Annotated in this window: 23 protein-coding genes; 20 read left to right on the top strand and 3 right to left on the bottom strand. The window is 50.4% G+C overall.

The features are described from left to right. The first annotated feature begins 307 nt into the window (after positions 1-307). A complete protein-coding gene (locus O3S85_RS15575) occupies positions 308-1618 on the top strand; it encodes a tyrosine-type recombinase/integrase (RefSeq protein ID WP_220622063.1) in 1311 nt (436 codons plus the stop codon). A 14-nt stretch (positions 1619-1632) separates the two neighbouring features. Here O3S85_RS15575 and O3S85_RS15580 read toward each other — a convergent pair whose 3' ends face one another. Beyond that, complete coding sequence (locus O3S85_RS15580) at positions 1633-2049, bottom strand: hypothetical protein (RefSeq protein WP_220622064.1); 417 nt, start codon at positions 2047-2049, stop codon at positions 1633-1635. Between the two features lie 146 nt (positions 2050-2195). Between O3S85_RS15580 and O3S85_RS15585 the strand changes: the two genes are divergently transcribed. Both O3S85_RS15585 and O3S85_RS15590 read left to right on the top strand, forming a co-directional pair. Then, positions 2196-2984 carry a hypothetical protein gene (locus O3S85_RS15585; RefSeq protein ID WP_220622065.1) on the top strand — a complete coding sequence of 263 codons (789 nt, stop codon included), beginning with the start codon at positions 2196-2198 and terminating at the stop codon, positions 2982-2984. Positions 2985-3341: 357 nt separating this feature from the next. Continuing rightward, complete coding sequence (locus tag O3S85_RS15590) at positions 3342-4922, top strand: toll/interleukin-1 receptor domain-containing protein (protein WP_220622066.1); 1581 nt, start codon at positions 3342-3344, stop codon at positions 4920-4922. Between the two features lie 20 nt (positions 4923-4942). On the opposite strand, the gene O3S85_RS15595 is transcribed toward O3S85_RS15590, so the two are convergent. Continuing rightward, a complete protein-coding gene (locus tag O3S85_RS15595) occupies positions 4943-6466 on the bottom strand; it encodes a type IV secretory system conjugative DNA transfer family protein (protein ID WP_269541603.1) in 1524 nt (507 codons plus the stop codon). A 25-nt stretch (positions 6467-6491) separates the two neighbouring features. Then, complete coding sequence (locus O3S85_RS15600; RefSeq protein ID WP_269541604.1) at positions 6492-6866, bottom strand: hypothetical protein; 375 nt, start codon at positions 6864-6866, stop codon at positions 6492-6494. A gap of 269 nt (positions 6867-7135) precedes the next feature. Between O3S85_RS15600 and O3S85_RS15605 the strand changes: the two genes are divergently transcribed. The 17 genes from O3S85_RS15605 to cysK all read left to right on the top strand — a co-directional run bounded on the left by O3S85_RS15605 (position 7136) and on the right by cysK (position 26764). Continuing rightward, positions 7136-7579, top strand: a complete 444-nt coding sequence (locus O3S85_RS15605) for a hypothetical protein (RefSeq protein ID WP_269541605.1) — start codon at positions 7136-7138, stop codon at positions 7577-7579. Positions 7580-7673: 94 nt separating this feature from the next. Next, a complete protein-coding gene (locus tag O3S85_RS15610) occupies positions 7674-8945 on the top strand; it encodes a TolC family protein (RefSeq protein WP_269541606.1) in 1272 nt (423 codons plus the stop codon). Positions 8946-8985: 40 nt separating this feature from the next. Beyond that, positions 8986-10083: an efflux RND transporter periplasmic adaptor subunit gene (locus O3S85_RS15615; protein WP_269541607.1), complete on the top strand. Its 1098-nt coding sequence runs from the start codon at positions 8986-8988 to the stop codon at positions 10081-10083. A gap of 18 nt (positions 10084-10101) precedes the next feature. Continuing rightward, positions 10102-13209, top strand: coding sequence for an efflux RND transporter permease subunit (locus O3S85_RS15620; protein ID WP_269541608.1), 3108 nt, complete (start codon positions 10102-10104; stop codon positions 13207-13209). Between the two features lies 1 nt (position 13210). Then, a complete protein-coding gene (locus tag O3S85_RS15625) occupies positions 13211-13537 on the top strand; it encodes a P-II family nitrogen regulator (protein ID WP_269541609.1) in 327 nt (108 codons plus the stop codon). 38 nt (positions 13538-13575) lie between these two features. After that, the gene (locus O3S85_RS15630; protein WP_269541610.1) at positions 13576-13842 is read left to right on the top strand and encodes a hypothetical protein; all 267 of its coding nucleotides are present in this window, start codon (positions 13576-13578) and stop codon (positions 13840-13842) included. Between the two features lie 8 nt (positions 13843-13850). Then, positions 13851-14339 carry a hypothetical protein gene (locus O3S85_RS15635; RefSeq protein WP_269541611.1) on the top strand — a complete coding sequence of 163 codons (489 nt, stop codon included), beginning with the start codon at positions 13851-13853 and terminating at the stop codon, positions 14337-14339. Continuing rightward, positions 14326-14709 (top strand): P-II family nitrogen regulator, encoded by a 384-nt coding sequence (locus tag O3S85_RS15640; protein WP_269541612.1) that lies wholly within the window; start codon positions 14326-14328, stop codon positions 14707-14709. Before O3S85_RS15635 ends, O3S85_RS15640 begins: the two co-directional genes overlap by 14 nt. Further along, positions 14702-15208, top strand: coding sequence for a hypothetical protein (locus O3S85_RS15645; RefSeq protein ID WP_269541615.1), 507 nt, complete (start codon positions 14702-14704; stop codon positions 15206-15208). Before O3S85_RS15640 ends, O3S85_RS15645 begins: the two co-directional genes overlap by 8 nt. Beyond that, entirely contained in the window at positions 15174-16100 is a 927-nt protein-coding gene (locus O3S85_RS15650) for a cation diffusion facilitator family transporter (RefSeq protein WP_269541618.1), read from the top strand. The genes O3S85_RS15645 and O3S85_RS15650 overlap by 35 nt, the downstream gene beginning before the upstream one ends. Positions 16101-16250: 150 nt before the next feature. Beyond that, positions 16251-17210, top strand: coding sequence for a permease (locus O3S85_RS15655; RefSeq protein WP_269541620.1), 960 nt, complete (start codon positions 16251-16253; stop codon positions 17208-17210). Positions 17211-17551: 341 nt separating this feature from the next. Beyond that, positions 17552-18877, top strand: a complete 1326-nt coding sequence (locus tag O3S85_RS15660; RefSeq protein WP_269541622.1) for a TolC family protein — start codon at positions 17552-17554, stop codon at positions 18875-18877. 16 nt (positions 18878-18893) lie between these two features. After that, positions 18894-20819 carry an efflux RND transporter periplasmic adaptor subunit gene (locus O3S85_RS15665; RefSeq protein ID WP_220622083.1) on the top strand — a complete coding sequence of 642 codons (1926 nt, stop codon included), beginning with the start codon at positions 18894-18896 and terminating at the stop codon, positions 20817-20819. Positions 20820-20840: 21 nt separating this feature from the next. Continuing rightward, a complete protein-coding gene (locus O3S85_RS15670; RefSeq protein WP_220622084.1) occupies positions 20841-23951 on the top strand; it encodes an efflux RND transporter permease subunit in 3111 nt (1036 codons plus the stop codon). Positions 23952-23978: 27 nt separating this feature from the next. Continuing rightward, positions 23979-24407, top strand: a complete 429-nt coding sequence (locus tag O3S85_RS15675; RefSeq protein ID WP_220622085.1) for an ArsR/SmtB family transcription factor — start codon at positions 23979-23981, stop codon at positions 24405-24407. 4 nt (positions 24408-24411) lie between these two features. Next, complete coding sequence (locus O3S85_RS15680) at positions 24412-25209, top strand: cation efflux transmembrane domain-containing protein (protein WP_220622086.1); 798 nt, start codon at positions 24412-24414, stop codon at positions 25207-25209. Between the two features lie 598 nt (positions 25210-25807). After that, entirely contained in the window at positions 25808-26764 is a 957-nt protein-coding gene (gene cysK / locus O3S85_RS15685) for a cysteine synthase A (RefSeq protein WP_343218960.1), read from the top strand. Positions 26765-26781: the final 17 nt, after the last annotated feature.

Below are 26781 nucleotides of genomic sequence, written 5' to 3' on the forward strand. Positions count from 1 at the left end.
GGCTAGACCCCGTAAAATAGCAAGGGCCTACGCAAATCACGTAAGCCCTTGAAGGAAAATGGTGGCCAGACCGTGAATCGAACACGGGACACAAGGATTTTCAGTCCTCTGCTTATGTATGCCTAGTTGTTTCATGTTCTGACAGGTTTGTTATTCAAATATATGTTAATTAGCGATTTATGAAATTATTGATGAAGTTTGAATTCTGAGCTTGGCATATCTAGGCAGGACTCAGCACCCCCAATTTAAGCAACAAATAAGCAACTAAGGCTTGCTTGCCTCGACGAGAAATACTAAGATTGAATACATGAAATCGTCCAAAGGAACACTAGACTATTGGTATGACCGTATCCGCAAGAATTCGTTCAAACGTACAGATGGCTCCACCTACACCAGCCCAGAGTATGAGATTTATATGTCCGTCGGAGGCAAGCAACAGCGTTTCAAATTGGGTACAGGCAACAAAGAGGTTGCCGCAGAGAAAGCATTGGAAATCTACATGTACAACCGTGCTAACGGTGCCCAAGCTACTCTTGAAAAGTACAAACAAAAAAAGACTGTGGCGGTTGATGATCCAACCGTTGGCCAATTTCTGGAAGAAATTGGCCGCCTTCGGCTAATAAAACAGACAACTTTCACCGACTATTCGCGAAAATTCCGAACCGTAGTCAGCGGCGTCTTTCGTATCCCTGCGGACAAATCACGGTGCTATCACCGTGGCGAGGCTGTTAAAGCGTGGCGCAACAGGGTTGACTCGATAAAGATATCGGACTTGAGCGCTAGCAGAATAATGCAGTGGAGGGCGAACTATCTTGATGGACTAGAGCAAGACCCCATTGCCCAAAGACGGGGGAAGGCCACCGTGACATCACTCCTACGCAACTCAAAAGCTTTATTTAGTCCGAAGTATGTTAAGCACCTCACTTTTAAGCTACCTCAAAACCCTTTCGATGGACTCGTAATCGGTGGCTCTACGACTCGACAGTACAAGTCTGAGGTCGATTTCATGTCCTTGGCAAACAAGGCGAAAGAAGAGCTGTACGCGGAACTGTCTGATCTTCCGGCTATTGACGATAAACAGATGCGGAAAAGCACGATCGCTCTCAATAAAGCACTATCAAAACGTGAGCAGTTTAAGATAATCTTGCTGTGCTTGGGGTGCGGAATGCGGCGAAGCGAAGCGGATACCCTGCTCTGGACCAACGTCGATTTTAAATCGAATAAAATTCGCGTCGAAGCAACCGAGTATGGGGACGTAAAAGGAGCATCGAGCGAACGCGTGATTGATGTCGATGCAACCGTCGTGGAGCTACTCGCGAAATTTAAAGAAGAGGCCTCCGGTAGCTTTGTGATTGAAAGCAATCGCAAACCAAAACCTTCCGTGAGATACCATTATTATCGATGCGACCATCATTTCAAGCGACTTATCGCTTGGTTGCACACTCAGGGAATCACGCAAAGAAATGCGATCCACGAATTGCGCAAGGAATTTGGTTCGCAGCTCACGGAGCAATTTGGCATCTACGTCGCTTCAAAAGCACTTGGACATTCTGAAGTAACGACAACAGCCCGGAGTTACCTAGAGAAGAAAGGCCACAAAAGCCTGGCAATCTTTTGAGGTCACATTTGAACTCAGGTCGCTTTGCGAATCCCGCGCTCCTCGGCAATCCGGTTCACTTCATCCAGATAGTACCGACATGATGTTCTCGACATCCTGATCTTTGTTAAGCCCCAATCCTTGGCCCTTCGGCTGAAGTAGCGAGGATTATAGCCTAGAATCCTTGCTGCGTCCCTACCGCTAATTTGCTGCCTTCCAAGTTTTTCGGGTACGTTCGACTTTTCAGATTTTTCGACCGGGGCATTCGCCCCGATAATTTCGATAATCTCAGACTTAGGAATCGAGTCGATAACTTGCCTGCGGATACTTGAATCTGTCAATGCTTGCCTAATAATTGCTGAAGCAAAACTCGCGATGTCGCCTTGAATTGCGGGGTGTTGAATCAGCATACTCAAGAATCCCGAAGTGTCGCTCTGCAATTTCATATCCATGTTCAGAGTATATCGCATTTCTCTGGAAAGAATAGGGAATCTCGCTGAGGGAGTATTACCGAATTATCAGGACGATGGAATTTTTTGACGGATTGGTGCATCCGACCAATAGTCCGTTTTATGATGAATTTTAATTTCTGAAAATAATGTCTGGAGTTGATAATTGTCCACTGGTGGCCAGCGAGGACTTTATACATGAATTAATGAGCAGTGAGTCCGAGGCAAGATTAGCTGCGTTTTATGATCTTTGGCGATCATCAGAGAGTCTTAGGAGGCAGATACGACAGATTGTTGATAATGAAATTATCGACAACGCATCGCCCCCGCCTGGCAGCGCTTCAACCGAAAAATCACGCGACAGACTTTTTAAGACTACTTGCAGCGATGGGGGCAATGAGGCCTTAACGGATTTTGCGAAGATTGCGCCCGAAGTCGAAAAACGTCTAACCTGCGCCTACGGCGGGCTAAGCCGTAAAGAATTGTTGATATTGCTAGATAGGCACAGAATTGGCAGGCGTGACCCGGGGACCTATTTATTGATTCGAGCTTGGAAAAGGCATACCGACAGTTCCGATAACTCGCCGGATTTCCGATTAAAGCGACTGACGCTAAGCTATATCGAGCGAGCGATCATTGAGAACCGTGCGGATTTTTTCCGTGATACCGCTGACATCCTCGAATTCCTCAAAGACGGCGAATTTTGCGAGAACGGTCGGTGGGACCATGACCCCGGACAGTTTTGGCAATTCCATTTGCTGCTCTACATCTTAGAGCATCCAAAAGAAAAATACACGATACGGGAGTTTGGAGCCTACTTTGAGCGTGAAGTGGGTGCCAATGAAATGCCGACCGCAAAAACCATTCGAGCGTTTTGCCGATCAAACGGCATTTCCTTGGATTCCACTCCCGGCGCACCGAAAAAAGTGAGCACGTAGCCGCTCCGTTCACTTGCAAAAAAAAGCCATGTGGCTCCGGCAGCGATCAGCAGACCGAGCCCCGAGTTGCATCTGTCCACTGTTGATAAGTTGGCCAGCGCCTATGGTAAGTAAGCTTGGCAATTACTCCGTTTAGGGGCCGCAGGAGTCGGGAGGAGACTCTTATTGTTCCAATTACTGGTAAAGATATAAGGGAGGAAGTAAGAAATAATGATTTTGAATTACTGCTAACCAAATGCTGGAATCAGGCGATCAACATCTGACACATAGGCTGTACTTCCTTGCTTCCCGATATTTTACAGCAGCTAAAACGTTCGTACTTGCAGAAATCAGCTTTGTAGAGAGCCTAATTTAGGCATGGACGGCAAAGCAGCCCCAAGAGTATTTATATCGTATTCTCACGATTCCCCTGAACACAAGCAGTGGGTCAGCGAATTCGTGACTGAACTACGTCTGAGCCACGGAGTCGATGCCATATTGGATCAATTGCACCTAGGGCCGGGTGATGATTTTGTCTACTTCATGAGAGAGGCCATCGGCAAGGCTGAGTGGATATTGATTGTTTGCACTGACCCATACATTGAGAAGGCGAATTCGAGAACAGGAGGCGCAGGATATGAGACTATCATCGTCGAAGGTGAGCTAATTCGTGACCTCAAAACGAAGAAGTTCATTCCCATATACCGTCTATCCGACGGTTCATGTCGTGCGCCAGATTCTTTATCGACCCGTTTTGGCGTAAACTTCCACAATTCCGTTGATCGTGAAGAGGCATTTCGGCAGTTGGTAAACTGTTTGCATGGAATCCCTCCCGACATTCCACCAGTTGGCGGAGGTCCCAAACCAAAGAAGAGTAATGCAATAACATCCCCTACTACGGTAAAACCAGTACAAGTGAGTCCAAACTACACCAAGGAGCCACCTGGTCAGATTGATGTTTTGCAGCCCTATTCAAAAGAGCCCCCCGGCGTAATCCCTGTCTTTCCTGAACCGTCAGATGCCACAGGAGAATTCTACGAGGACGCCTTGAACTACGCGACCATTGGGAATCGCACAATCTGGCGTCGCCAACTTGATTCAAGAATTAAGATCGCGTTCATGAAGCTGTTTGAGCTCAGGGAGTCTTGGGATCGCGCGCAATACACACAAGAAGATTGGGAACCTGAAAGTTTTCCCCAAATAGCTTTTGAATCTTTAGCAGTATTCAAAGAAGTGTTCTGCATGGGTTTAGCAGGCATCGAAGCAGCGAATCAGGGATTCAATCGCCAAACTTCACTGATACAAGAGTTAGTTGACCCACCCGATTGGGATTGGGCTGGATCGGTTGTTACTCGCTCGATTCCCGAATTACTTGTGTTTTGCTTTCAAGCATTGGCCGGAGCAATGAGCGTCAAATCCGAGCAACCACACATCATATTTGGTATGGCGAATTTGCCAGTTAGTCGGAGATTCCAGTCGGACAGCACAACATTATGGCAGCAAACAAATCACATTGGTTGGCCGGAAACACTTGGCCGGAATTGTGTTAACGCATGGAATTTCCTCATGCGCCTACACGCCGAAGTCGAATGGATTTCAAAAATATTCGATGGCAAATCGCTTAAGGGGCTCGTATGCGCACACTATGCCCTGTTATCCGTAAATGAATTTCTGCACTTTCTAGATGAAAAGCCGAATCTTGAGACCTACCATCATGGCATACCGACAATGTTTCTAGGGCATGACAACTTAGAGCGTGGTCTTCAGTACCTTTATCGGAGCAAAGTCGAAATCAGGGAATGTATTTTGTCAGGACACGATATTCGAAAGCTCAATGAATACTGGATTGTATGGGTGAAACGATCGTTGGATTACTATGCCAAATTGAATCGTATCGGAATTTACCGCGATGCTCGACTAGGCGGATTTAAAGACCTCCTACCCAATTTATTAAGCTGATTTCTGAATCAAATACTAACTCACCGCTTACGCTTGGCCTTCGCCCACCAGTCGCAAATCTTACCGTCCAGTCCAATGGGCGGCACGGTCATTTTCTTCCAACCCTGTTCGCAGTGCTGTACCACGCACTCAAACTTCCGCAGTTTGCGAAATTCATACGGCTGGATGATGTAGCGATCTTCCTTGTGCTTGTTAAACGAATGTTTACCCCCGGAGACGCCTTGCGACTTGCGCCAGACTTCCCGCTTGCCTACGCAGTCTGCGGCGGTTTTGGCGCTTTCTTCATCGGCAGCCTTGAAGATCACCCGATTGCCCATGTTGGCGATAAACACTTTGGCCTTATCTGCGCCCATTGGAGGAACCAAGCTTTGCGTGGACTGCGTGCCGGTCATGATCATGACGCACGCTTCCCGCAAAGTGTCCACGGTGTTGTAATCGCTCAATCCCGCTTCGTTGGCAGTCGCCGTTTTCTGGAATTCATCAAAGAGACCGACCAGTAGGTTAAGTTCATCGCGTTCCTTGGCGGATTTATCGAAGCGTTGTAGACCGTGATTGTAGAAGCTCAGCTTGAGTAGCGTATAGATGTACCGACGTTCGACTGCAAATCTCTGAGGCATAGCGACCGTCGCAACCTTACCTTTGTCCAGATCGGAAAAAGTAAACGATGACGGTTCTTCGGAGCAGAATACTTCCGCGATTTCAGGACTGGCAAAGTAGCCTAGATAGCCTGCTATGGTCGATTGAACGCCCTTGAAGGTTTCCTCATTCAGTCCAAGATAATTATTCTGAAAGTGGTCGAGCACTTTTTTTGATTCCACTGTATCAAACTTAGCAAGCAGCTCGCCCATTTCTTTTAAGTGCTCAAGGTCAGTCAGCAGATCGAAGCAATTGAGGATTGTAACAGGCTGGCCTAGCGCTTTCAGGAAACGAAATCCCCATTCAATATGAATCGTCGCTTGTTGCGGAAAATACGGATTTTCGCTGCCTTTTTTGAGCAAGGAGCCTGCGACATCGACAATCGTTTTCGCATGGTTGGAATACGGAATACCCGGCACTTCTAGAAAATTGAACGTGACCTTGGGCTTCCAGTCCGTAGGCGCGCCATCGGGACGGACCTCCAGGACAATTAAGTCGTCTTCATCTTTGGCGGGGTGATTTTTAAAGATGCCTCGCAAGACCTCAATAAAGGCGCCCTTTTCATCCAGAATAAGCCCGCCCCAATTCGGCGTATTCTGGCATAGTTGCCAGATCACCCGCCGAAAGAAAAAGGTTTTACCGCTGCCCGTTTGCCCGGAAACAAACCAGTGGCGGCACGCTTCGGATTGGCGCCAGGCGAAGCGCCCGAACTGAAATATCACCGGGTTTTTGTCAACAACCGCTGGCTTGCTCTCGACATGCAATCGACTGCATTCGCAGTAGAATTGCCATGTAGCCAGTGCGCCAAACGCATAGGCGGAGACCGTAAGGACTTCCTTTGGGCTCCACAGCAAGACGTAGGCAATGGAGCCGGTAAGAATGCTCAATATGAGGTTGCCGAAGGGCATAAATCAGAAGGTTTTCAGCTCGAAATCACTCGGATGGAAGCTGGATGTTACTTTTCTCTGACACCGAGATTTTCTCAATGAATGGCGCCCCTTGCGGACATCGCGACTTGAGGCGCTTATCGTTCGCTTTGATCCACTCGACGCTGAATTTCGCGATCCGCTCAAACAGAGGTTCCAAACGAACGCCCTCCAGACAGACCTCATGCGATAAATAATGAAGCGTAATTCGCTCAACCTCTTTCAGGTTTTCATAGACGCCATTAATGAAATGAATCCAAGGGAATATTCTGCGTAGCCCGTCCTCAGTCTTAATCAGCAGCGTGGGAGCGCCTTCGCTGAGCGAAGCGCTGAGGACGCCTTCCGGCACCCTCATTTCCTGAGTGGTGTTCCCGGTTTCCATATTGGTTTGCCTTACATTGATTGTCGCATGCCCCCGCCTTGGGACCGTCTAAGTGGACTGCAGAGCGGTTTAATTGACTGACGGGGCGCAGACGTCACCACGTGCAATTTCTTAAGCATTCTCTGTTGTAGTTCCTTTATGATAAGTTTCGAGGCGCATTGGACGTGATTTATTCCCTGACGAACCAATTACTCGCGAAGACTAATTGTCGATTCGGGCGATTAGTAGATCAAAACCGTCATCCAATAGGATGGGGTTAAATTGAAAAGGTGCTTGACAATATCTTCTCTTTTTCCATTGAAATCCAATTAGTGCGTGCCAAAAAGAAAATCGTAGCCCTATTAATCGGCCTAGTTGCTTGGAACGGTGTTCTGGGTGGAGTCGATGGACTATTGATGTGCTTGCACGCTGCTGGATCATTACATATTGCCAGCCTTGCCCCTGAAAAGGCGTGCTGCCATAGCACAGATGAAGCTTCAATCCATCAGTGCAGCAACTGCAATGATCTTGAGCTGAGCAGTGTCGATATGCTTGCGTCGCGTGATAGCGATACTCTACTGAAGAATCTTCCCACCGACTTAGCAGTAATTGTCCCGATTCCTGAGCTTGTTTGGAAAACTGAAAACAAGCTCGGTCCGAATCCTACTCGGGCTCCCCCGTACAGCGTCAACGTCTGCCTTCTAGTGGCGGAGACCGTTGTCCTTCTCATCTGAATCCTGATCAACGTTGATAGCGACTCCTTTTGGGAGCCGCTCTTTGTATGCCTCCATTCAGGCATGCAGACACCAACTAGCATCAGGATTTTCTATGTACATTTCTAAATACTTATCCACATATACACTTATTTTTTCTGTTCCACTGGGGACATTATTGGCGCAAACGCCCGCCGGTTCTGAATTGGAGCCAGTTACATTCACGACAGCCTTACATCGGGCAATCGACAACGATCCGCGACTCAATCTAAACTCTGCTGTAGCTGAAGCCGCTGAGGGACAGATTGATCAAGCAGATTTGCCGCCAAATCCGATTATTGGCTTTGAGGCAGAAAACTTTTTGGGAACCGGACCGATCACTGGAGTCCAAGGACTGGAACTCACATTAGGGATTAGCCAAGTCATTGAGACGGCGGACAAGCAACAACTGCGAACCGCTCTGGCCAGAAAAGAGCGGACTCTGGTCGACTGGCAGCGTGAAGTCTTGCTAACCGAATTAGAAACTAACGTCAGAGCAGCTTTCGTCGATGTCTTACTCGCTCAGAACTTTGTCGCTCTGCGCAATGAGCAGCTGGCACTGGCCCAAGAGAGCGAGGACGAAACAACCCGGCTAGTCGAAGCCGCCCGTTCGCCGCAGGTTGAACTGACTCGCGCTACGCTTGCAGTTCGTCAACAGCAGTTTGCCTTGGACAGGGCGCAACGTGATTTGGCAACTGCTAAAACCATGCTCGCAGCTCTATGGGGGACCGAATCCGAACAGCCCTACACAGTTGAAGGCAAAGTCGTTTTAGATTCAGATCTACCTGGTTTTACCGAACTGGCTTCCCGGTTACCAAGCACAGCGCAATTAGCCCAGTATGAAGTTGTACTCCAGAGCCGTGAAGCAGCACTGGAACTCGAAAAAGCGCGTGCAGTACCTGACGTGGAGGTCTTTGGTGGCGCTCGTTATTATAACGAAGACATGGGCAACTATGGATTTGTTGCGGGCGTCAATATTCCATGGCCTCTTTTTGATCGGAATCAGGGGAATATTCGCACAGCTCGTGCTCAAGTGAGAGCAACAGAATACGAACGGGAAGCTGTTCGACGTGAGATGCTAATTCAGCTCAACCGTGCCTATCAGGCACTCGCCAGTGCTCATGAAGAAGTAATTTCCGTGCAGAAAGACCTTCTTCCCAGTGCGGAGCAAACACTCTTCGACACCAACGCCGGGTATGAGCGCGGTCAATTCACTCAGCTCGCTGTTTTAGAAAGTCGAGAAGCTCTGTTTGAAGTCCGTGAGGCATATCTCGACGCGCTACAACGTTACGCCACCGCCCAAGCTGCCATTGAGGCTCTGACGCGACCGGCAAACCTGACGCATTAATCGAATAACCGTTCTTAAATTCTAATTTCTAATCATTTCTATGAAAACACCTTCAAATTACCTAAAACTATCTATCATCGGGCTTCTTGCCCTCGGACTGTCCGCAACATTGAGCGGTCAAGAGCATGCAGGCCATAGCCATGAGGAAGAGACTGGCCATGGGGAGACTCATGACCAACACGAGGAGCACGATTCGCACGGCAGTACAGTGGGGGCAGCAGGCGAAGAGCACAAACACTCAGAAGAAAAAGAACATGGGGAATCCCATGAAACACATACGGGACACGACGAGCATGGCGGGCACGGTGAACATGAGGAAGGACCAGTCAACATGTCGTCTTCAGTTATGCGCGAGTTCGGTATTGTAGTTGGAAAAGCTGGTCCCGGCACCCTCCATGAAACTGTCGTATTGCCTGGAGAAATTCAGTACAACCGGGAAGCGATCGCATATGTAACGCCGCGCTATGAAGGCACAGTTTTGTCGATAAATTCACGGCTCGCCGATGCAGTAAAAAAAGGTGATGTGCTGGCCACGCTAGAGAGCACAGAAACACTGCGCCCCTTCGAGTTGAAGGCTCCCTTCGACGGAGTAATTGTCGCATACGATGTAACCCAAGGACAAACTGTTGAGGCTGGATTACCTCTATTCACAGTTGCTGATCTTTCAACTGTCTGGGCTGACCTTCAAGTCTATCAGCGTAATATCGCCGAAATCCATAGAGGACAAAAGGCGCGCATTGAAGGCGGGCATCTCGAATCCGGCTATACCGGGGATATTGCCTATGTGGCACCTACAGTTGACGAGCATACCCGCACCGGGCTGGCACGAATTGTTGTCGACAATACCAATGGTCATTGGAAGCCAGGACAATTCATCAAAGGCATCATATCCACTGATGAACAAAAAGCGGCACTGCTGGTTCCCCGCTCAGCCGTATTGAAAATCGGTGATGAAGCTGTTGTCTTTGTCCAGGACGAAGATGGTTTCGAACCACGCCCTGTGGAATTGGGAAGCAGCGATGCTGAATCCTGGGAGGTGATTTCTGGACTCAAACCAGGTGAGACTATCGTCGTGGAGAATCCGATCTCAGTTAAGGCAGAAATGGGCAAAGGCTCATTCGGCGGGCACAATCATTAATTTCATAGGACTGATAACATGTTGAATCGACTAATAGAATCAGTTCTACGGAACAAATTGATCATAGTACTTCTGACTTTTGCCGTAATGGCTGGAGGTTATTGGAGTTACAAAAAGCTTCCGGTTGATGCGTTTCCTGACGTCTCTCCGGCGCTAGTGCAGGTGTTTACTGTCACTTCCGGCCTAGGACCGGAAGAAGTAGAGAAGTTCGTTACCTTCCCCGTCGAGGCGTCCATGAGCGGATTGCCTAAAGTAACCGAAATACGCTCGGTTTCGAACTTCGGATTATCCGTAGTTAGTATCTACTTCGAGGAAGGGACGGATATTTACTTTGCCCGCCAGGTGGTCGGAGAACGTCTGGGTGAAGCTCGTGAAGCTATCCCGGAAGGGTTTGGCGAACCTGAAATGGGACCGATCTCCACCGGCCAAGGACTTGTGCTATACTACAACCTGATCGACACTACAGGCCAATACAGTTTGGAAGAGTTACGCTCGATTCAGGACTGGGTAGTAAAATACAATCTGCAAACAGTGCCCGGCGTGACCGAAGTGCTAGGCATTGGAGGCTTTGTGAAGCAGTTTCAAGTTAATATCGACCCCGATTCACTACTGCGTTACGATATTCCACTGGAAGAAGTCATCCGACGAATCGAGGAAAACAACGAAAATGTTGGCGGCCAGTTCCTTGAACGCAACGGGGAGATGTTCATTATTCGTTCTGAGGGTCTAGCCGCTGGAATCGAAGACCTTGAGAACATTGTAGTTAGTCATGAGGACGGGACTCCAGTATATTTGCGTGACTTGGCCAATATTGAGATTGGCGGTGAGATACGCCAGGGACTTCAGACCCTTAATGGCAAAAGCGAAGTGGTATCAGGCATGGTTATCAAGTTATACGGAACCAACTCATCCACTGTAATCAGCGCCGTGGAAGCTAAGCTGATGGAAATCCAAACGGCTTTGCCTGAAGGAATAACTATTGATCCATATTATCAGCAAAAGACCCTCGTACAGGCTTCTGTGAACACTGTTACCAGTGCACTTGTCCAGGGAATAGGCTTAGTCATTCTTATTCTACTCCTATTCATTGGAGGTTTTCGCCCCAGCGTAGTAGTTGCGCTATCAATCCCGTTCTCTGTGCTGTTTGCGACTACAGCGATGTATTACATGGGCATCTCAGCTAATCTAATGTCGTTGGGTGGGCTTGCCATCGCGATTGGGATGATGGTGGACGGCACCATTGTCATGGTGGAAAACGCAGATAGAATATTGCGGGCCTCCAATGGTCAAGAAAGCAAGATGCGCCTCATCGCACGCGCCTGCCAAGAAGTAGCGCAACCAATTACTTTTGCTATCCTGATTGTCGTCTTGGTGTTTATACCATTGTTCACGCTGCAAGGGGTAGAAGGTAAAATGTTCCGCCCCTTAGCATATACCGTTTCACTGGCCATGTTTGGCTCGTTAATCTATGCACTATTTGGGGCGCCCGTCTTTGCTGCACTCCTTATGCAACGGCCTAAAAAGGCCAACGATGACTCAAGTAAAGAGAATCGTGAGATATGGATTGTTCGAGCATTGGTTGTCGTCTATCGGCCAATAGTAACATTCTTCGTACGTTTCCGTATTTTATCGGTCATTCTGTCAATCGTGTTGCTCGCAGTTGGAGTGTGGGTATTCCCGAGGCTTGGATCGGAATTTACTCCTCGACTCATGGAGGGTGATATTATCGCGAATCTCACTATGGCGCCATCTGTTTCTCTTGATGAAACACAAAGAAACACGATGATAGCAGAAAGGCGACTGCTTGAGATCCCGGAAATTGAACAAGCAGTTTCTCGCATTGGACGTGGTGAGGTTGGCGCACATGCCGACCCGATTAACACCGTCCACATGATGGTTGTGCTTAAACCGCGTGACGAATGGCGGGAAGGCTACACTCAGGAAGATGTTGAGAATGCCATGCGTGAAAAGCTCGAGGGCATGCCAGGTGTGCTGGTTAATATGACGCAACCGATCCAATTGTCCGTGGACGAATTGATCGGAGGCACCAAGGCCCAGCTTGCGATTAAGCTGTTTGGACCGGAGCTAGATATCCTGAAAGAGAAGGGTGAAGCCATTGCCGGCGTTGTCCGTCAAGTCAAGGGTGCCGCAGACGTACAAGCCGGTCAAATTACGGGTGCACCGCAAATAGTAATTCGCCCAGACCGTGAGGCTATCGCTCGTCATGGGCTAAACCTCTCCGAGGTTCAAGATTTGATCGAAGCCGCAGTTGGCGGTGTAGAGGCCGGACAAGTGTATGAAGGCGTTCAACGATTCGACATCTATGTGCGCTATCAAAAGCAAGCTCGCGACACGGTTGAAGACCTGCAACATTTGGTGGTTCAAACCTCAGAAGGGACACTGCTTCCTCTCGATGAGATTGCGACCATTAAAGAAATCACCGGTCCGCTTTCTATAGTCAGAGAGAACACGCAGCGATACCTGCAAATCCAATCTAATGTAGTTGGACGGGATATAGGTAGTTTCGTTGCCGACGCCCAAGAAGCGATTGATGCCGAAGTCAATCTGCCCCCCGGCTACTATGTAACTTGGGGAGGCCAATACGAGCTACAGCAGGAGGCTAATAAAAGATTGGCTGTAGTCGTTCCGGTAACGTTGGCGCTGATTGCTCTGCTGATATACATGTCATTCGGTTCCATCAAGAATACGGTTCTAATCCTGCTCAACATTCCACTCGCATTAGTCGGCGGCATAGTCGGATTGTGGATTGCCGGTGAAAATGTCTCTGTCCCATCTAGTATTGGGTTCATTGCTCTCTTCGGTATAGCGCTGGGGAATGGTATGGTCCTCGTCACCTATCTCAATCAACTCCTTCGAGAAGGGTTAAGTATCAACGATGCCAGCATTCAGGCAGCCTGCCTGCGAGTACGACCCGTTCTCATGACCGCTGGCACAACCGCTCTCGGTCTTGTTCCACTACTTCTGGCAAGTGGCACGGGAAGCGAGGTCCAAAGGCCACTTGCAGTCGTCGTGACCGGCGGGCTGGTTTCTTCGACAATACTAACACTACTAGTACTGCCGGCTCTATACAAATGGTTTTCCGTCAACCCCAACCAGGAACAGTAAAATGAAAGAAATTAAAGCCTACATCAAAGAATCCAGACAAGACGCAGTTACATGTGCCCTACATCAAATCGCCGGACTCACCGGAGCAAGTTTTTCCAAAGTGCTCGGGTTTGGACGAGGAAAAGACCAGAGTTCAGGCTATAAGCCTGACACCGATCCATCCGGTTATGTGCATCACGTCAAGGTTGAAGTCGTCTGCACGGAAGACCTTGTCGGTTCCGTCATCAGTGCAATTCATCACGCGGCCCATACTGGGCTGCGCGGTGACGGGCGCATCTTTGTCAGTTCAATTGAACGTGATGTGCGGATTCAAAGTAAGCCTTCTTAATCCATGTAAACTAATGTGATCTCAAAAGCCACTGTCTCATGAGCTCAAAGGCAAAGCAACCAGGGAAAAAGTCTAAGAAGCAGCTTAGGCAGGAAGCTTTGCATGCAAAAGAGAAAATACAGCGCAGACAAGTAGCGTTGTCATTACTGATAATGTCACTGGTATTTATAGTCGGGACCGTGTTAATCACCGTAAGAATTTCTCGTCCATACGGCCATATTCATTTTCCGGTTGGGCTAGTAGCATTTGATGCTTTATTCGTCCTCTTCGCCTCCTTTGCAGTAATAGACTGGCTTAAATATTAATCATCAAAATGAAAAATGTCTTAATTATTGCATGCGCAGCTCTTATGCAAGCAGCTTGCACAAACAATGAAGTATGGGCTAGCTCCGATAGCCCTCTCGCGGGAGAAATGGGAGTGGAGAGCCCAGCCTCATCTCGGCCCTCATTAATTTTAAAAAATGAGGGAACGGTAGTGGAAGTTAGACGTGCCGTGGCTATTGCCAGAGAAGAAGATACGCTGATATCAATGCGAGTGGTTCGCGATAGCTATCGAAGACTTCCTCATGGTGCACACCTCGACTTATTAGTTTACGGGCAAGACAACCGACTAATCGAATCGAAGACTGAGCTACTGAGATCGCATCAGTTTAACGTTAGCCCAAATGGAAGCTTTCTTCCTGCCAATATCAACACATCGATAGGAAGCCATCGTGAAGATATTACGGTGGTGGAAATTACAGTTCATTCAGAGAAACACACTGACCATTCGATAGCACTTGATGACCATGAAAAAGATTAACGCAATCATACGAGCGTCACGGCTTCAGACTGTTCTCAAGGCGCTACAAATGGTGCCTGGTTTATCTGGCGTGACCATGTCCACTGTTCGAGGCTACGGATGCCATACGTGGGTTGCGCCTGGGGAGACGCCTAGGCTTAAGCCTAACCCGACAGCTATAAAAGCAGAGGCGCACACGAAAATTGAGATTATCTGTACGGATGATGTCGTGGAGAGTGCAGTTTCAGCGATAGAAATCGCCGCGAGGACCGGCAAGGCGGGTGACGGAAAAATAGCTGTGTTTCCAATTGATGACGTAATTAGAATACAAACCGGTGCTAGGGGAGAAAAGGCCATAGAACAGCAAGGGATTATTTGCGACCATGATTAAAACCATGATCATCAACCAAGCTGAAGTATTACCAGGAGTTTCCTTGATCGAAGACCCTTGCGTTCATCGATTGGTGGAACGTATGCACCACCTCTTTCCGCACCTTGTTCAAATTGCCGTTACTCCTGTGACTAAAGATCAAATAGAAACCTACGAATTGCAGGTTGCCTATAATGACCATTATGTTGCCGGATCTACTCTGGTTACTCACGCCAAGCGAGCTGGCGACCATCTGCTTCGAACCCATAGGCATGCTTATTGGGCGATTTACCAAACACTCTCCAAGCAACAAAAAGTGGATCTGCTGCTAGGTGTCAATTCCATGCCTGGAACAAGCTTTGTTACCATCGATGGCCACGGCTTTCTCTGCGTTGAATATTATGCAGGTGCAAAAGAGTTCGAAGCTTGTTTGAATGTCTATCTGGACGAATTCTTTAATCGGATTACCTTAGAAAGGTTAAGCAATGAGCGAACATCATCATCACGATCACGGAACTGAGCAAGTCAGTGATACAGTTTTGTTATGGACCACTTTGGTTAATATTGGTCTATCCGTTTTCGAGTTTATCGCCGGAGCGATTGCGGGAAGCGTCGCACTCATGGCGGACGCATTGCACAACACTAACGATGCGGCTGCGTTACTCATAGCCTATATCGCCCGAAAGGTATCAAGAAAGGGCGCAGATAAAAAATTCACCTTCGGTTACCGGAGAGCCGAACTGATTGGTGCGATGATCCAATTAACTGCGCTTGTCCTCGTTGGTTTATACCTGATTTATGAAGCAACCAAAAGGTTTTTTAGTCCCGAACCACTTGAAGCCGGTTGGATTATGGCAGCGGCAGGCGTCGCGCTATTTGTTGATGTGGTTACCGCTTGGCTATTGTGGTCAATGTCTAAGGGCAGTATGAATTTAAAAGCAGCCTTCCTTCACAACCTAACAGACGCAGGCGCCTCAGTTGCAGTATTAGTAGGCGGAGCAACGATTTATTTTTGGGATTGGGACTGGGTCGATCCAATCCTCACGCTCTTGATCGCAGGCTACATCCTTTACATGTCCATAGGCATGCTGAGAACAACCTGCCGCATCCTCATGGAAGGCGCTCCACCTGATTTATCCATGGAGCAAGTGCAAGCAACGATGATGGATGTTCCTGGAGTCGAAGGTATTCACCATCTGCATGTATGGGAGTTGGATGAACACCATCAGGCTTTGGAAGCCCACGTCGTGGTAAAACGATCTCAGGCCGATCACGACCATGAATTGAATATTCGCCGAGCACTAAAACAGCGATTGCAAGAGCGCCATTCCATCCAACACTGCACGCTCGAACTCGAATATCCGGGCGATCCCTGTGGTTCCTCAACAAATAACCTGATCGAGCATGAATAATACTGAGACCACCACAAACAAAGTTCCGGTGAGAAAGCCGGGACTGCTAAAGCGCATCATAACCAGTCTTGACTGTGCGATGAAGCAAAAGGCTGACGCGCAGCGTCAAAATGATAGTTGTTGCGGCAAGAAGGACCCTAAAGACGGTAAATGCTGCTGAAGCTAGTCGACTTGCTAATTTATGAGTGGGCAGGGTTCGCTCCTGATTCCCGGCTGGGCGGAGCCATTCACTTTTTTGTCTACGACTCGTTAAAGATACTTCTGCTTCTACTCGGTTTGGTTTTTATTATCGGCATCGCCCGCACCTATTTACCTCAAGAGCGTCTGAAACAGTGGATCAATCGTGGCGGGATCTGGGGCAACACCGTGGCCGCTCTCCTGGGCGCCGTAACACCCTTTTGCTCATGCTCAGGCATTCCGATATTTATCAGCCTCCTCAAGGCGGAAGCTCCACTTGGAGTTGCTTTCTCATTTCTCATCACCTCTCCCATCATCAACGAATACCTCGTTGTGTTGATGGCCAGCGAATTCGGAATGCCGATCACCTTCGCCTATATCGTCTGCGGCCTGACCATTGGGATTCTGGCCGGTGCGCTGATGGGTAAAATGAAATTGGAGCGCTATCTCGAACTTGATATTATGAGGGGCGCCTCTGAAGAAGAGTCGGTTCGGCGCTACACCATTGCCGAGCGATTGCGCTTCGGATGGGGTGAAGCGGTTACAATGTTCCGGCAAATCTGGCACTGGATTCTGCTTGGTGTCGCTGTCGGAGCCGTAATCCACAGTTACGTTCCCCAAGCAGCCATGGAGCGTATTATCGAGGCAACTGGCGTCTTTTCCGTTCCAATCGCCACCACCTTAGGCGTGCCCATGTATGCCAATTGCGCCGCCATCGTTCCAGTTGCCGTCGTTCTTTTCGAGAAAGGCATACCGCTGGGAACCGCCTTATCCTTTATGATGGCCATGGCAGCGCTCAGTTTGCCGGAAGCGATCATGCTGCGGCGTGTCATCAAACTACCTCTCATCGCCATCTTTTTTGGCATCACCGCAGTCGCTATTATTGCCACAGGTTATTTACTGAATGAATTGGAGCCTTTTCTTTCACGCTAGCTCAAAACGATGCTTTCACTCCATAGAAGCGACAGCCAAGTTTTACTGCGAAAGCAGAGCGGGCAAACTAATTAACACTGAGTCTTGATCCGCGATGAGCAGCATCCGCTACGCCATCACGAATTGCCGGGCCGCCGTTAATAAACCCGACAAGTATATTTTCATACAGCCAGAAACACCAGAACCACGAGTCTTAGTGGCCTCATAAAAAACAACTCTTGACTTCATCAGTTTCTGATTATCAAATGCCAACATGCGCATATATGCGACTATTAATGAGCAACCGACTAATACAACGAACTCTTAGGGTGGCATGGCCATTATTTCTGCATACCAGCAGTTTGCTCCAAGGAGAAACTGTGGCTTTGTCGGATGGCAGCCTTGGTGGAGAGTTGCAGGCTCTTAAAAGCGTTGAGCCGCAATATACGCCCTCATCTGATTACATCTTTGAGGAGCTTGAGGGGGAGATCACGCTCCTTGATGCCTTTGCTGCCGTGTTACTCAATAACCCCAGGCTGGCGCAATACGGATGGTCCGTGCGGATAAGCGAAGCTGAGACCTTGCAGGCCGGCCTTTTGCCCAATCCTCAGATTGGAATAGATGTAGAGGAGTTTGCAGGATCGGGTGATCGATCTGGTTTTGATGGCGCTGAATCAACGGTGCTTATCAGCCAGCTCATTGAGCTTGGACAGAAACGGCAAAACCGCTCTGAAGTTGCGCGGCTGAATGAAGACATCACGAGTTTGGAGTATGAAGCTACACGCGTGGCTATCCTCGCTGATGTGTCGAAGGCATTCATTAATGTGCTGGCCGCTCAGGAACGTCATCAGCTGATGCAGATGAATCTCGAACTTGCAGAGCAAGCCCTCGTCGCTGCAGACAAGCGCGTTGAAGCCGGGGCCGCCTCTCCCCTGGAACAAGCCAAGTCAAAAGCCATCGTGACTTCGGAAAAGATCAATGTGCAACGCTCGCAACGCGAACTTGACGGTGCGCGAATCAGATTGGCGGCATTGTGGGGAAGCAGTAATCCGAAGTTTACAAAGGTAAGGGGCGCTTTTTTAGCTCATGATAATTTACCTCATATTCATACCCTCTACACACAAATTAACCAGCACCCGGAGATCGCTCGCTGGGCGGCTAAACTTGCCGAGCGCCGGGCAGCGATTCGCTTGGAGCAATCTGAAGCGATACCTGATTTAACGGTTGGGGTCGGCTTAAAGCATTTGAATCAAAACGACGACCTATCTGCGGTAATTCAAGTCAGTGTGCCAATTCCAGTATTCAATCGAAATCAGGGGAATATTTTAAAAGCCAGGCGCGAACTCGAAAGAGCCCGCCAAGGCCAGCGTGAAACCGAAGTTCAGATTTACGCTTCGCTGACGAATGCTTATCAGCAGTTGACCATGCTGCACGAAGAGCTTGCGGCCATCAAAACGGAATTACTGGTCACCGCGCAAGGAGTCTACGATGACACACGCAGGGCATACGAGGAGGGCAAAGCGAACTACCTCGAAGTGATTGATGCCCAGCGCATGCTCTTCGACACTCGTTTGCGCTACAATGAATCACAGGCTGCTTACCACCAGATCGCGGTGGATATCGAGGCCTTGATCGGCCAGTCACTTTCTAATTTTCAGCAAACATTACCGGAAACGAATTCCAATTAAAGGAGGAGGAAGTAAAATGAAAACAAATCATCATGCCCAGTTCAATCGCTCCAGATGGAGCGTCGTAGTCCTCTTAACGGTTATTCTGTCATTAGTGCCTCTGATTGGAAGCGCAGATGGCGCAGCCGAGGTGCAGAAGCAGGATAACGGAGATGAATGCACTCTCTGTGAAACGGACATACCTAAAGGTCAGAGCGAAAAGGCAAAAAGCGAGGCTACCACGAGCCACACTTCTAGTGCGATTGAGCTTTGTGAAGCGCATGGCGTCAGCAAGGATCTCTGCTATATCTGTGACCCGTCCAAACGTGAAAAAGGACGCTTGTGGTGCAAGGAACACAATCGCTACGAGGATCGCTGCTGGCTTTGCCAGCCACAACTGGAAGACAAGGATCGCCTGTGGTGCAAGGAGCACAGCCTCTACGAGGACGAATGCTTCTACTGCCATCCAGAGGTAAGCGAGAAAAACAACACCCCCGCGACCGCTTCTACCGCGTCTGCGCAAGCGAGTATTTCACTTTCCTCGGAAACCTGCGACCCCCACGGGGTTTCTGTCGATCTCTGTTATATTTGTGACCCGTCCAAACGAGACAAGGGGCGACTGTGGTGCCGTGAGCACGACCGCTATGAAGACCGTTGCTGGATATGCCAGCCACAGTTGGAAGACAAGGGTCGCCTCTGGTGCGAAGAACACAGCCTCTACGAGGACGAATGTTTCTACTGCGACCCGGCTCGGGCAACTCATAGCACACAGCAAGATTCTTCCAAGCAATCGGACGCCCCTGCTCTCTGGTGCAAGGAGCACGATGTTGCCGAATTGGAATGTGGTATTTGTCAGCCTCAACTCGCCGGCCAACTCGCACCGGGCAAAAGTGTAAAAGTCCGCTTTGCTTCGGCGGAATCCTCTTCCAAGGCGGGAATTGCAACCTCATATCCCACCGAAGGCATTGCGCAACCATCGGTGTCGGCTTTCTTCGAAGTGAGCTACAACCGAAACAAGTTGGCGCTCGTGACACCACTCGCCGATGGGATTGTTCGCGCCGTTCATGCGGACGTGGGGCAATCTGTCCGCAAGGGAGATGTGCTCGTCGAGATCAGTTCCGACGAAGTAGCCTCGGCAAAGGCGGAATTCCTCACCCGCCGGGTAGAGGAGCGTATTGCGGAAACTGCTTATCAGCGGGAGAAAAAGCTGAAAGAAGAAAAGATCTCGGCAACCCGTGACTTCCTGGAAGCGGAGGCGGCTGATGAAGTGGCACACTTAAAGAGCAAAATGGCGCGGCAAAAGCTTCTGAACCTCGGGTTTACGGCTGAGGAAATTGCACAAATCGCCAAAGAGCAGGACAGCAGCTCCATTATCCGACTGCGTGCGCCGTTTGCGGGAACGCTCGTCGCTCGTGAGGCCGTTGTGGGGGAAGCCGTATCCGAAGGCAAAGCGCTGTTCAAGGTAACTGACTTATCGACCCTTTGGCTGGATTTATCAGTCAGCCCGGAGCATGCCGATTCCGTGCAAGTCGGTCAGATCGTGACAGCGCGTTTCGACGGTGGACCTGAAGGTGTTGAATATACCGGAGTGGTCACCTGGGTGGATGCCGCCATTGATACGCGAAACCGTATGCTTAAAGCCCGCGCCGAGATAAAGAATCCGCAAGGCACCATACGGCAAGGCATGTTTGGGCATGCCGAGTTGGCGCTCACGAGTTCGGGTAACGCCGTTTTGCTGCCAAGTGATGCGATTCAGCATCACGAAGGCCGACCCTATGTTTTCGTAAAAGAAGCAGCTGATCTTTATGCATTACGACACGTAAGGCTCGGACAATCAGGAGGCGATACGGTTGCCGTCATGGAAGGTCTCAGTCCAGACGAACTGGTCGTAACCGAGGGGGCCTTTATCGCCATGTCAGAGTTTCTCAAGTCTCGTCTAGGTGCAGGCTGCGTCGACGATTAACTCGCTTGCGATTCAAACTTCATGGAATCCATTTCAAAACTCTCATTGCAGAATCGGCTCTTGGTTCTGCTACTTTCGGCTCTCTTTATCGGTGTCGGTTCATGGAAATTATTTCAGCTCCCTGTGGATGCGTTTCCCGACACGACGCCCGTTCAGGTGCAAATCAACACCGTCGCACCCGCGCTCAATCCTGAGGAGATCGAGCAACAGATCACCCTGCCGGTTGAGCTGGCGATGGGCGGGTTGCCCGGGCTGGAAAGCGTCCGCTCGGTTTCCAAGTTCGGTTTTTCCCAAGTCGTCGCGACCTTTTCGGACAATACCGAGATTTCCGAGGCGAGGCAATATATCTCCGAACGGCTCTCCACGGTCGAACTGCCCGAGGATATCGAACGGCCACAGCTGGGCCCCATTTCGACCGGACTCGGCGAAATCTTTCACTACACTCTCAGCTCCACCGATCCCGAGCACTCCTTGGAGGAGCTGAGGACACTGCATGACTGGGTGATCAAACCAGAGCTGCGGAAAGTCTCCGGGGTCGCCGAAGTCAACTCGTGGGGCGGCTACGAAAAGCAATATCACGTCATTGTCTCGCCCCGGAACTTGGTCAAATTCGGGCTGACCCTCGACGAGGTAGCCGAAGCGCTACAGGCGAACAACAGCAACGCCGGTGGCGGCATCCTCACACGCGGCGGGCAGTCGCTGCTGATCCACGGCCTCGGGCGCGTGGAGTCGATCAAAGAGATCGAGGACATCGTGATCGCCTCCTACGCGGGCAGCCCGCTGCGCATCCGCGATGTGGCCGACGAGGTGAAGATCGGCTACGAAATCCGCCGGGGCGCTGTCACCGCACAGGGGCAAGGCGAGATTGTGCTCGGCCTGGCCTTCATGCTGATGGGGGAAAACGGCATGGTCGTGACCGAAGAACTCAAGACACGCCTGGATCGCCTCCGCCGGTCACTGCCGGAAGACGTCGTCGTGAACGTCGTCTATGATCGCACCGAACTCACCAGCCAGGTCATCGGCACGGTTCAACATAACTTAGCGGCGGGTGCCATCCTCGTCGTGGCGATCCTTTTCGTGCTGCTGGGAAATCTCCGGGCAGGCCTGTTGGTCGCTTCGGTCATTCCGATCTCCATGCTCTTTTCGGCCTTCGGCATGAGCTACTTCGGCATCGCGGCCAGTTTGCTCAGTCTAGGCGCGGTTGACTTTGGCATGATCGTGGACGGCTCCGTAGTGATGACCGAGTCGAACATGCGCAAGCTGGGGCAGCGACGCGTCGAGTTGGGGCGGGAACTGACCAAGGCGGAGCGCCTTGAGATCGTCATCAGCTCGGCCAAGGAAGTCGCCCGCCCCGTCGTTTTCGGAATGGGCATCACAATTGTAGTGTTTTTCCCGATACTGACGCTGGAAGGCACCGAGGGTAAAATGTTTCGCCCGATGGCGCTGACCTTCATCTTCGCCCTCGCAGGCGCACTGATCTACGCGCTGACCGTCACGCCCGTGCTCAACTATTATTTCATCAAGCCCAGTGCGAAAGAAGAGGCGGGCTGGTTTGCGGGGACATTGACCAAGGCCTACGCGGCCTGTTTGCGCTTCGCCATGCGCGCCCGCGTGTTTGTTTTGACGGCGGTGGCCGTTGTCTTCGCGCTGACGCTATGGGCTGGTGCGAAAATGGGCGGCGAATTCGTGCCTCGACTGAGTGAAGGCGCGGTCACGATCAATACGATCCGACTTGCCGGAATTTCGATTCCCGAATCCGTCAAATACAACACGCGCATCGAGCAGCTCTTACTGGAAAACTACCCGGATGAAATCCGCCACGTCTGGAGCCGCATCGGCTCGGCCGAGGTCGCCACCGATCCGATGGGGACGGAACTGACCGATATTTTCATCTCTCTGAATCCGCGTGAAGAATGGACGAAAGCCAAAACCCAGACGGAGTTGGTCGCCGCCATGCAAGCGACCGTGGCCGAACTGCCCGGACTCAACATGGCCTTCACCCAGCCCATCGAAATGCGGCTCAACGAAATGGAGTCCGGCATCCGCTCCGACGTGGGAATCAAGATCTACGGCGACGAGTTTGACGAACTTGTGCGACTGAGTGACGACGTGCAGCGGATTCTGCTCGATGTCGAAGGTAGCGGCGACATTTCCGTCGACCAACTGACCGGGCAGCCGACCCTCAAGATCGACATACGGCAGGATGTCATCGCACAGCACGGCATTTCCGCTCGCCATGTCATGAGCATTGTCGAATCCGTGGGGGGGACACGGGCCGGGCAAGTATTTGAGGGGCAACGCAACTTCCCCCTCGTGCTGCGCCTGCCGGACGCTTTGCGCACGGATATCGACGCCTTGCGTAACACGATCATTCCGACTGCCGAAGGCCAGCAGCTGCCCCTGCATCGGCTGGCTGACATTCGGATCGAAGATGGCTCCGCCACGATCAACCGTGAATGGGGCCGCCGCTTGATCCGTATTCAGGTCAACGTGGACGACCGTGACGTTTCATCATTCGTCGCCGAAGCTAAGGCCAAGATCAATGAATCACTGGAACTGCCCGAGGGCTACGTGCTCGATTGGGGCGGTCAGTTTGAGAACCTCGAACGCGCTCAGACACGCCTCGCCATTGTGGTGCCAGTTACATTAGCGGCTGTGTTCTTCCTGCTCTACTTCAGCTTGAAGAACATGCGCGATGTTTTGCTCATTTACAGTGGCATCCCACTCGCCCTCATTGGCGGTATCCTCACCCTCTGGTTTAGAGGTATCCCTTTCAGTGTGAGTGCCGCCGTCGGCTTTATCGCTTTAAGTGGCATCGCCGTTCTCAACGGGCAGATCTTGATTTCGGCCATTCGTTCCTACCGCGAGCGCACCGCCAACCTGCGGGAAGCCGTCACACAGGCCGCCTGCCAACGCCTCCGCCCCGTGTTGGCGACGGCACTGACCTCGGCTGCGGGATTTTTACCCATGGCCTTATCCACTGGTGTCGGTTCGGAAATTCAGCGGCCACTGGCTTCCGTCGTGGTCGGTGGCATCCTGACTTCGACTTTGTTGACTCTGCTTGTTCTGCCGCTTCTCTATGAACTGTTCGGTAGTCGCGGTGATCCCCAACGCGAAGACACTGATGCATGACAAACCCTCTAAATCGAATTTCATCCCATGATTGATCCAACATCCGCTTCCGCAATCTTCAAATCTTTGTCCGACCTGACGAGACTGCGAATCGTCCGGCTACTCGTCGTCAATCAAACAGAAATGTGTGTCTGTGAGTTAGTCGATGCCCTCAATGAGAAACAATACAACGTCTCCAAACAAGTAAAGATTCTGGAGTCGGCAGGCATTCTCGAAAGCAACAAAGAAGGCCGCTGGATTTACTATGGGCTCAAACAAAATAAGAAAGGCCTTCTAGATTCTATCTACACCGGCGTCGCGATGATCGAAGACAAAGCTGACCTATTCACGAGCGACCAAAAGCGGGTCGAAGCGCGCATGCAGTTACGCGAGGATGGACGCTGCAAAATTGGTTTGGTCCAGACAGAAAACGGAGGGACTGTGAGCAGTGATTCCCCACGTGTTTCTCACGGCTAATCAAATGCTGCTATTTAAATCGACATACCACATTGAAAAAATGGACTGCCCCTCGGAAAAGCAGATGGTGCGTCTCAAAATCGAACCGCTTGAGAGCGTTCTTGGTCTGTCATTCGATATTCCTCAGCGAACAGTGCATGTCATTCATCAGGGCAATGCGGAGTTAATCACTGAGGCAATCGCAGAGTTGGGATTGGGCTCACGTTTTGAGGCTTCTGAGAAAGTAGAAAAATACGCCGGCGAAGAGCAGATCACTCAGAAACAGATTTTGTGGTGGGTGCTCGGCATTAATGCTTCGTTCTTTGTCATCGAGATGGGATTCGGCTTGTTATCGAACTCTATGGGGCTGATTGCAGACTCTCTCGACATGCTGGCCGATACCATCGTCTACGGGCTCAGCCTGATAGCTGTAGGCACCGCCGTTACGACCAAGAAGAAAGTAGCTAAAACCAGCGGGCTTTTCCAGATGCTGTTGGCGCTTATCGGCTTTTCGGAAGTTGTTCGACGGTTCTTCTTTTCAGAGGCGATGCCGGACTTCAGGACGATGATCGCCGTGGCCTCTCTTGCCATGGTCGCCAATGTGATTTGCCTTTGGTTGATTCAAAAAGCTAGTTCGGAAGAGGCTCATATGCAGGCGTCCGCCATATTTACCTCAAACGATATCATCGTTAACGGCGGCGTCATCGTCGCCGGTTTACTCGTATACTCGCTCGATAGCCCCTGGCCCGACCTCATCGTCGGCGGTATTGTTTTCGGATTCGTCATGCGGGGAGCGATGCGCATCTTAAAATTATCGAAATAAACTTTCCAATTGAGTGTGTTATTTGACCTAGCCTAATCCATGACCCATCATCGACATACACGACATATAGCCGCAATCAGCTTGGCATTGCTGATCGCCTTAGGCTCTGTTTTGGGTACGGTCAATGGGGTCGTAATTTGCTTTTATCCTGAGGGAGATCAGCAGCCACCTGTCGAACTTTTGAGCCATGATTCTTCTGAAGCTAGTGTGGAATGCGTGGTTCCGGAAATGCCAATCTTCGGATCGAAATATCCGTCTTGCACAGACTTATTGCTGAAATCGGCGGACTGGCTATTGGTACGTCCCGTAACACTAAAGTCGGGAGATGTGCTATTTACGAAGGTTACTCGCGGGAGGCATATAACTCCAGTAACGAGCTTCCTTCCTGAAATGCCGGGGTCATGGGGTCTTATCCGCAGACTAAATCATGTGGAGTCCACCGCTGAATTGGTCAGCCGCGTTATTGTGCTGCGGCTTTGAGGAGATGAATTTGCCAAGTTGGGCAGCGGTTCAGTCGAACTGTTGCCATGTTTCACCGCGTACCATGTCCGGTGATTCGCTAATTATCTTTTCTCTTAAAACAAACCACAGAATATTTATGAACAAATTATACGATTCGATTACGGCAACCATCGGTAACACGCCGCTCGTCAAAATTAACCGCACTACAGAGGACATAGATGCAAACATCTACCTCAAGTGCGAATTCTTCAACCCGCTCGCCAGTGTAAAAGATCGCATCGGAAGGGCAATGATTGAGACCGCTGAACGCAACGGAAAACTCAAGCCGGACAGCATTGTCATTGAGCCGACTTCGGGGAACACTGGCATCGCTCTTGCCTTCGTTTGCGCGGCCAAGGGATACAGACTCATTCTCGCTATGCCGGAGACAATGTCGTTCGAACGCCGTGTGCTCCTACGTATGCTCGGCGCGGAAATCATCCTGACTCCCGGTCCCAAAGGCATGTCGGGTGCCATCGCCCGGGCAATTGAATTAGTCGAGGAGCAAGGCACGCGTGCGTTCATGCCGCAACAGTTCGAGAATCCGGCGAATCCAGAGATTCACCGTAAGACGACCGCCGAGGAAATTTGGTCGGCGACTGGAGGCAAAATCGACGCATTTGTAGCTGGAGTCGGCACGGGCGGAACCATCACTGGAGTCTCGGAAGTGATTAAATCTCGCAAAAAACTCTACAGCGTGGCCGTCGAACCGGAGGCAAGCCCGGTTATTTCCGGCGGACAGTCTGGGCCACATAAAATCCAAGGCATCGGCGCCGGGTTCATTCCGAAGAACTGCAACACCGATGTGATTGACGACATTATCAAAGTGAGCAACGAAAACGCCTTCGCCACAGCCCAAGCTCTCTCAGAAAAAGACGGAATACTGGGCGGCATTTCGACCGGAGCTAACGTGTGGGCCGCAATGGAACTGGCGAAGCGTCCGGAAATGGCTGGCAAGACCATTGTCACTGTCGGCTGTAGCTTCGGCGAACGCTACCTAAGCACACCACTAGCTGAAAAAGCCCGCGAAGAAATGGCTGCGAAAACAGCCTAAAATGTCTACGCACAATA

This window comes from Cerasicoccus sp. TK19100, from assembly GCF_027257155.1.
Taxonomy (GTDB): Bacteria; Verrucomicrobiota; Verrucomicrobiia; order Opitutales; family Cerasicoccaceae; genus Cerasicoccus; species Cerasicoccus fimbriatus.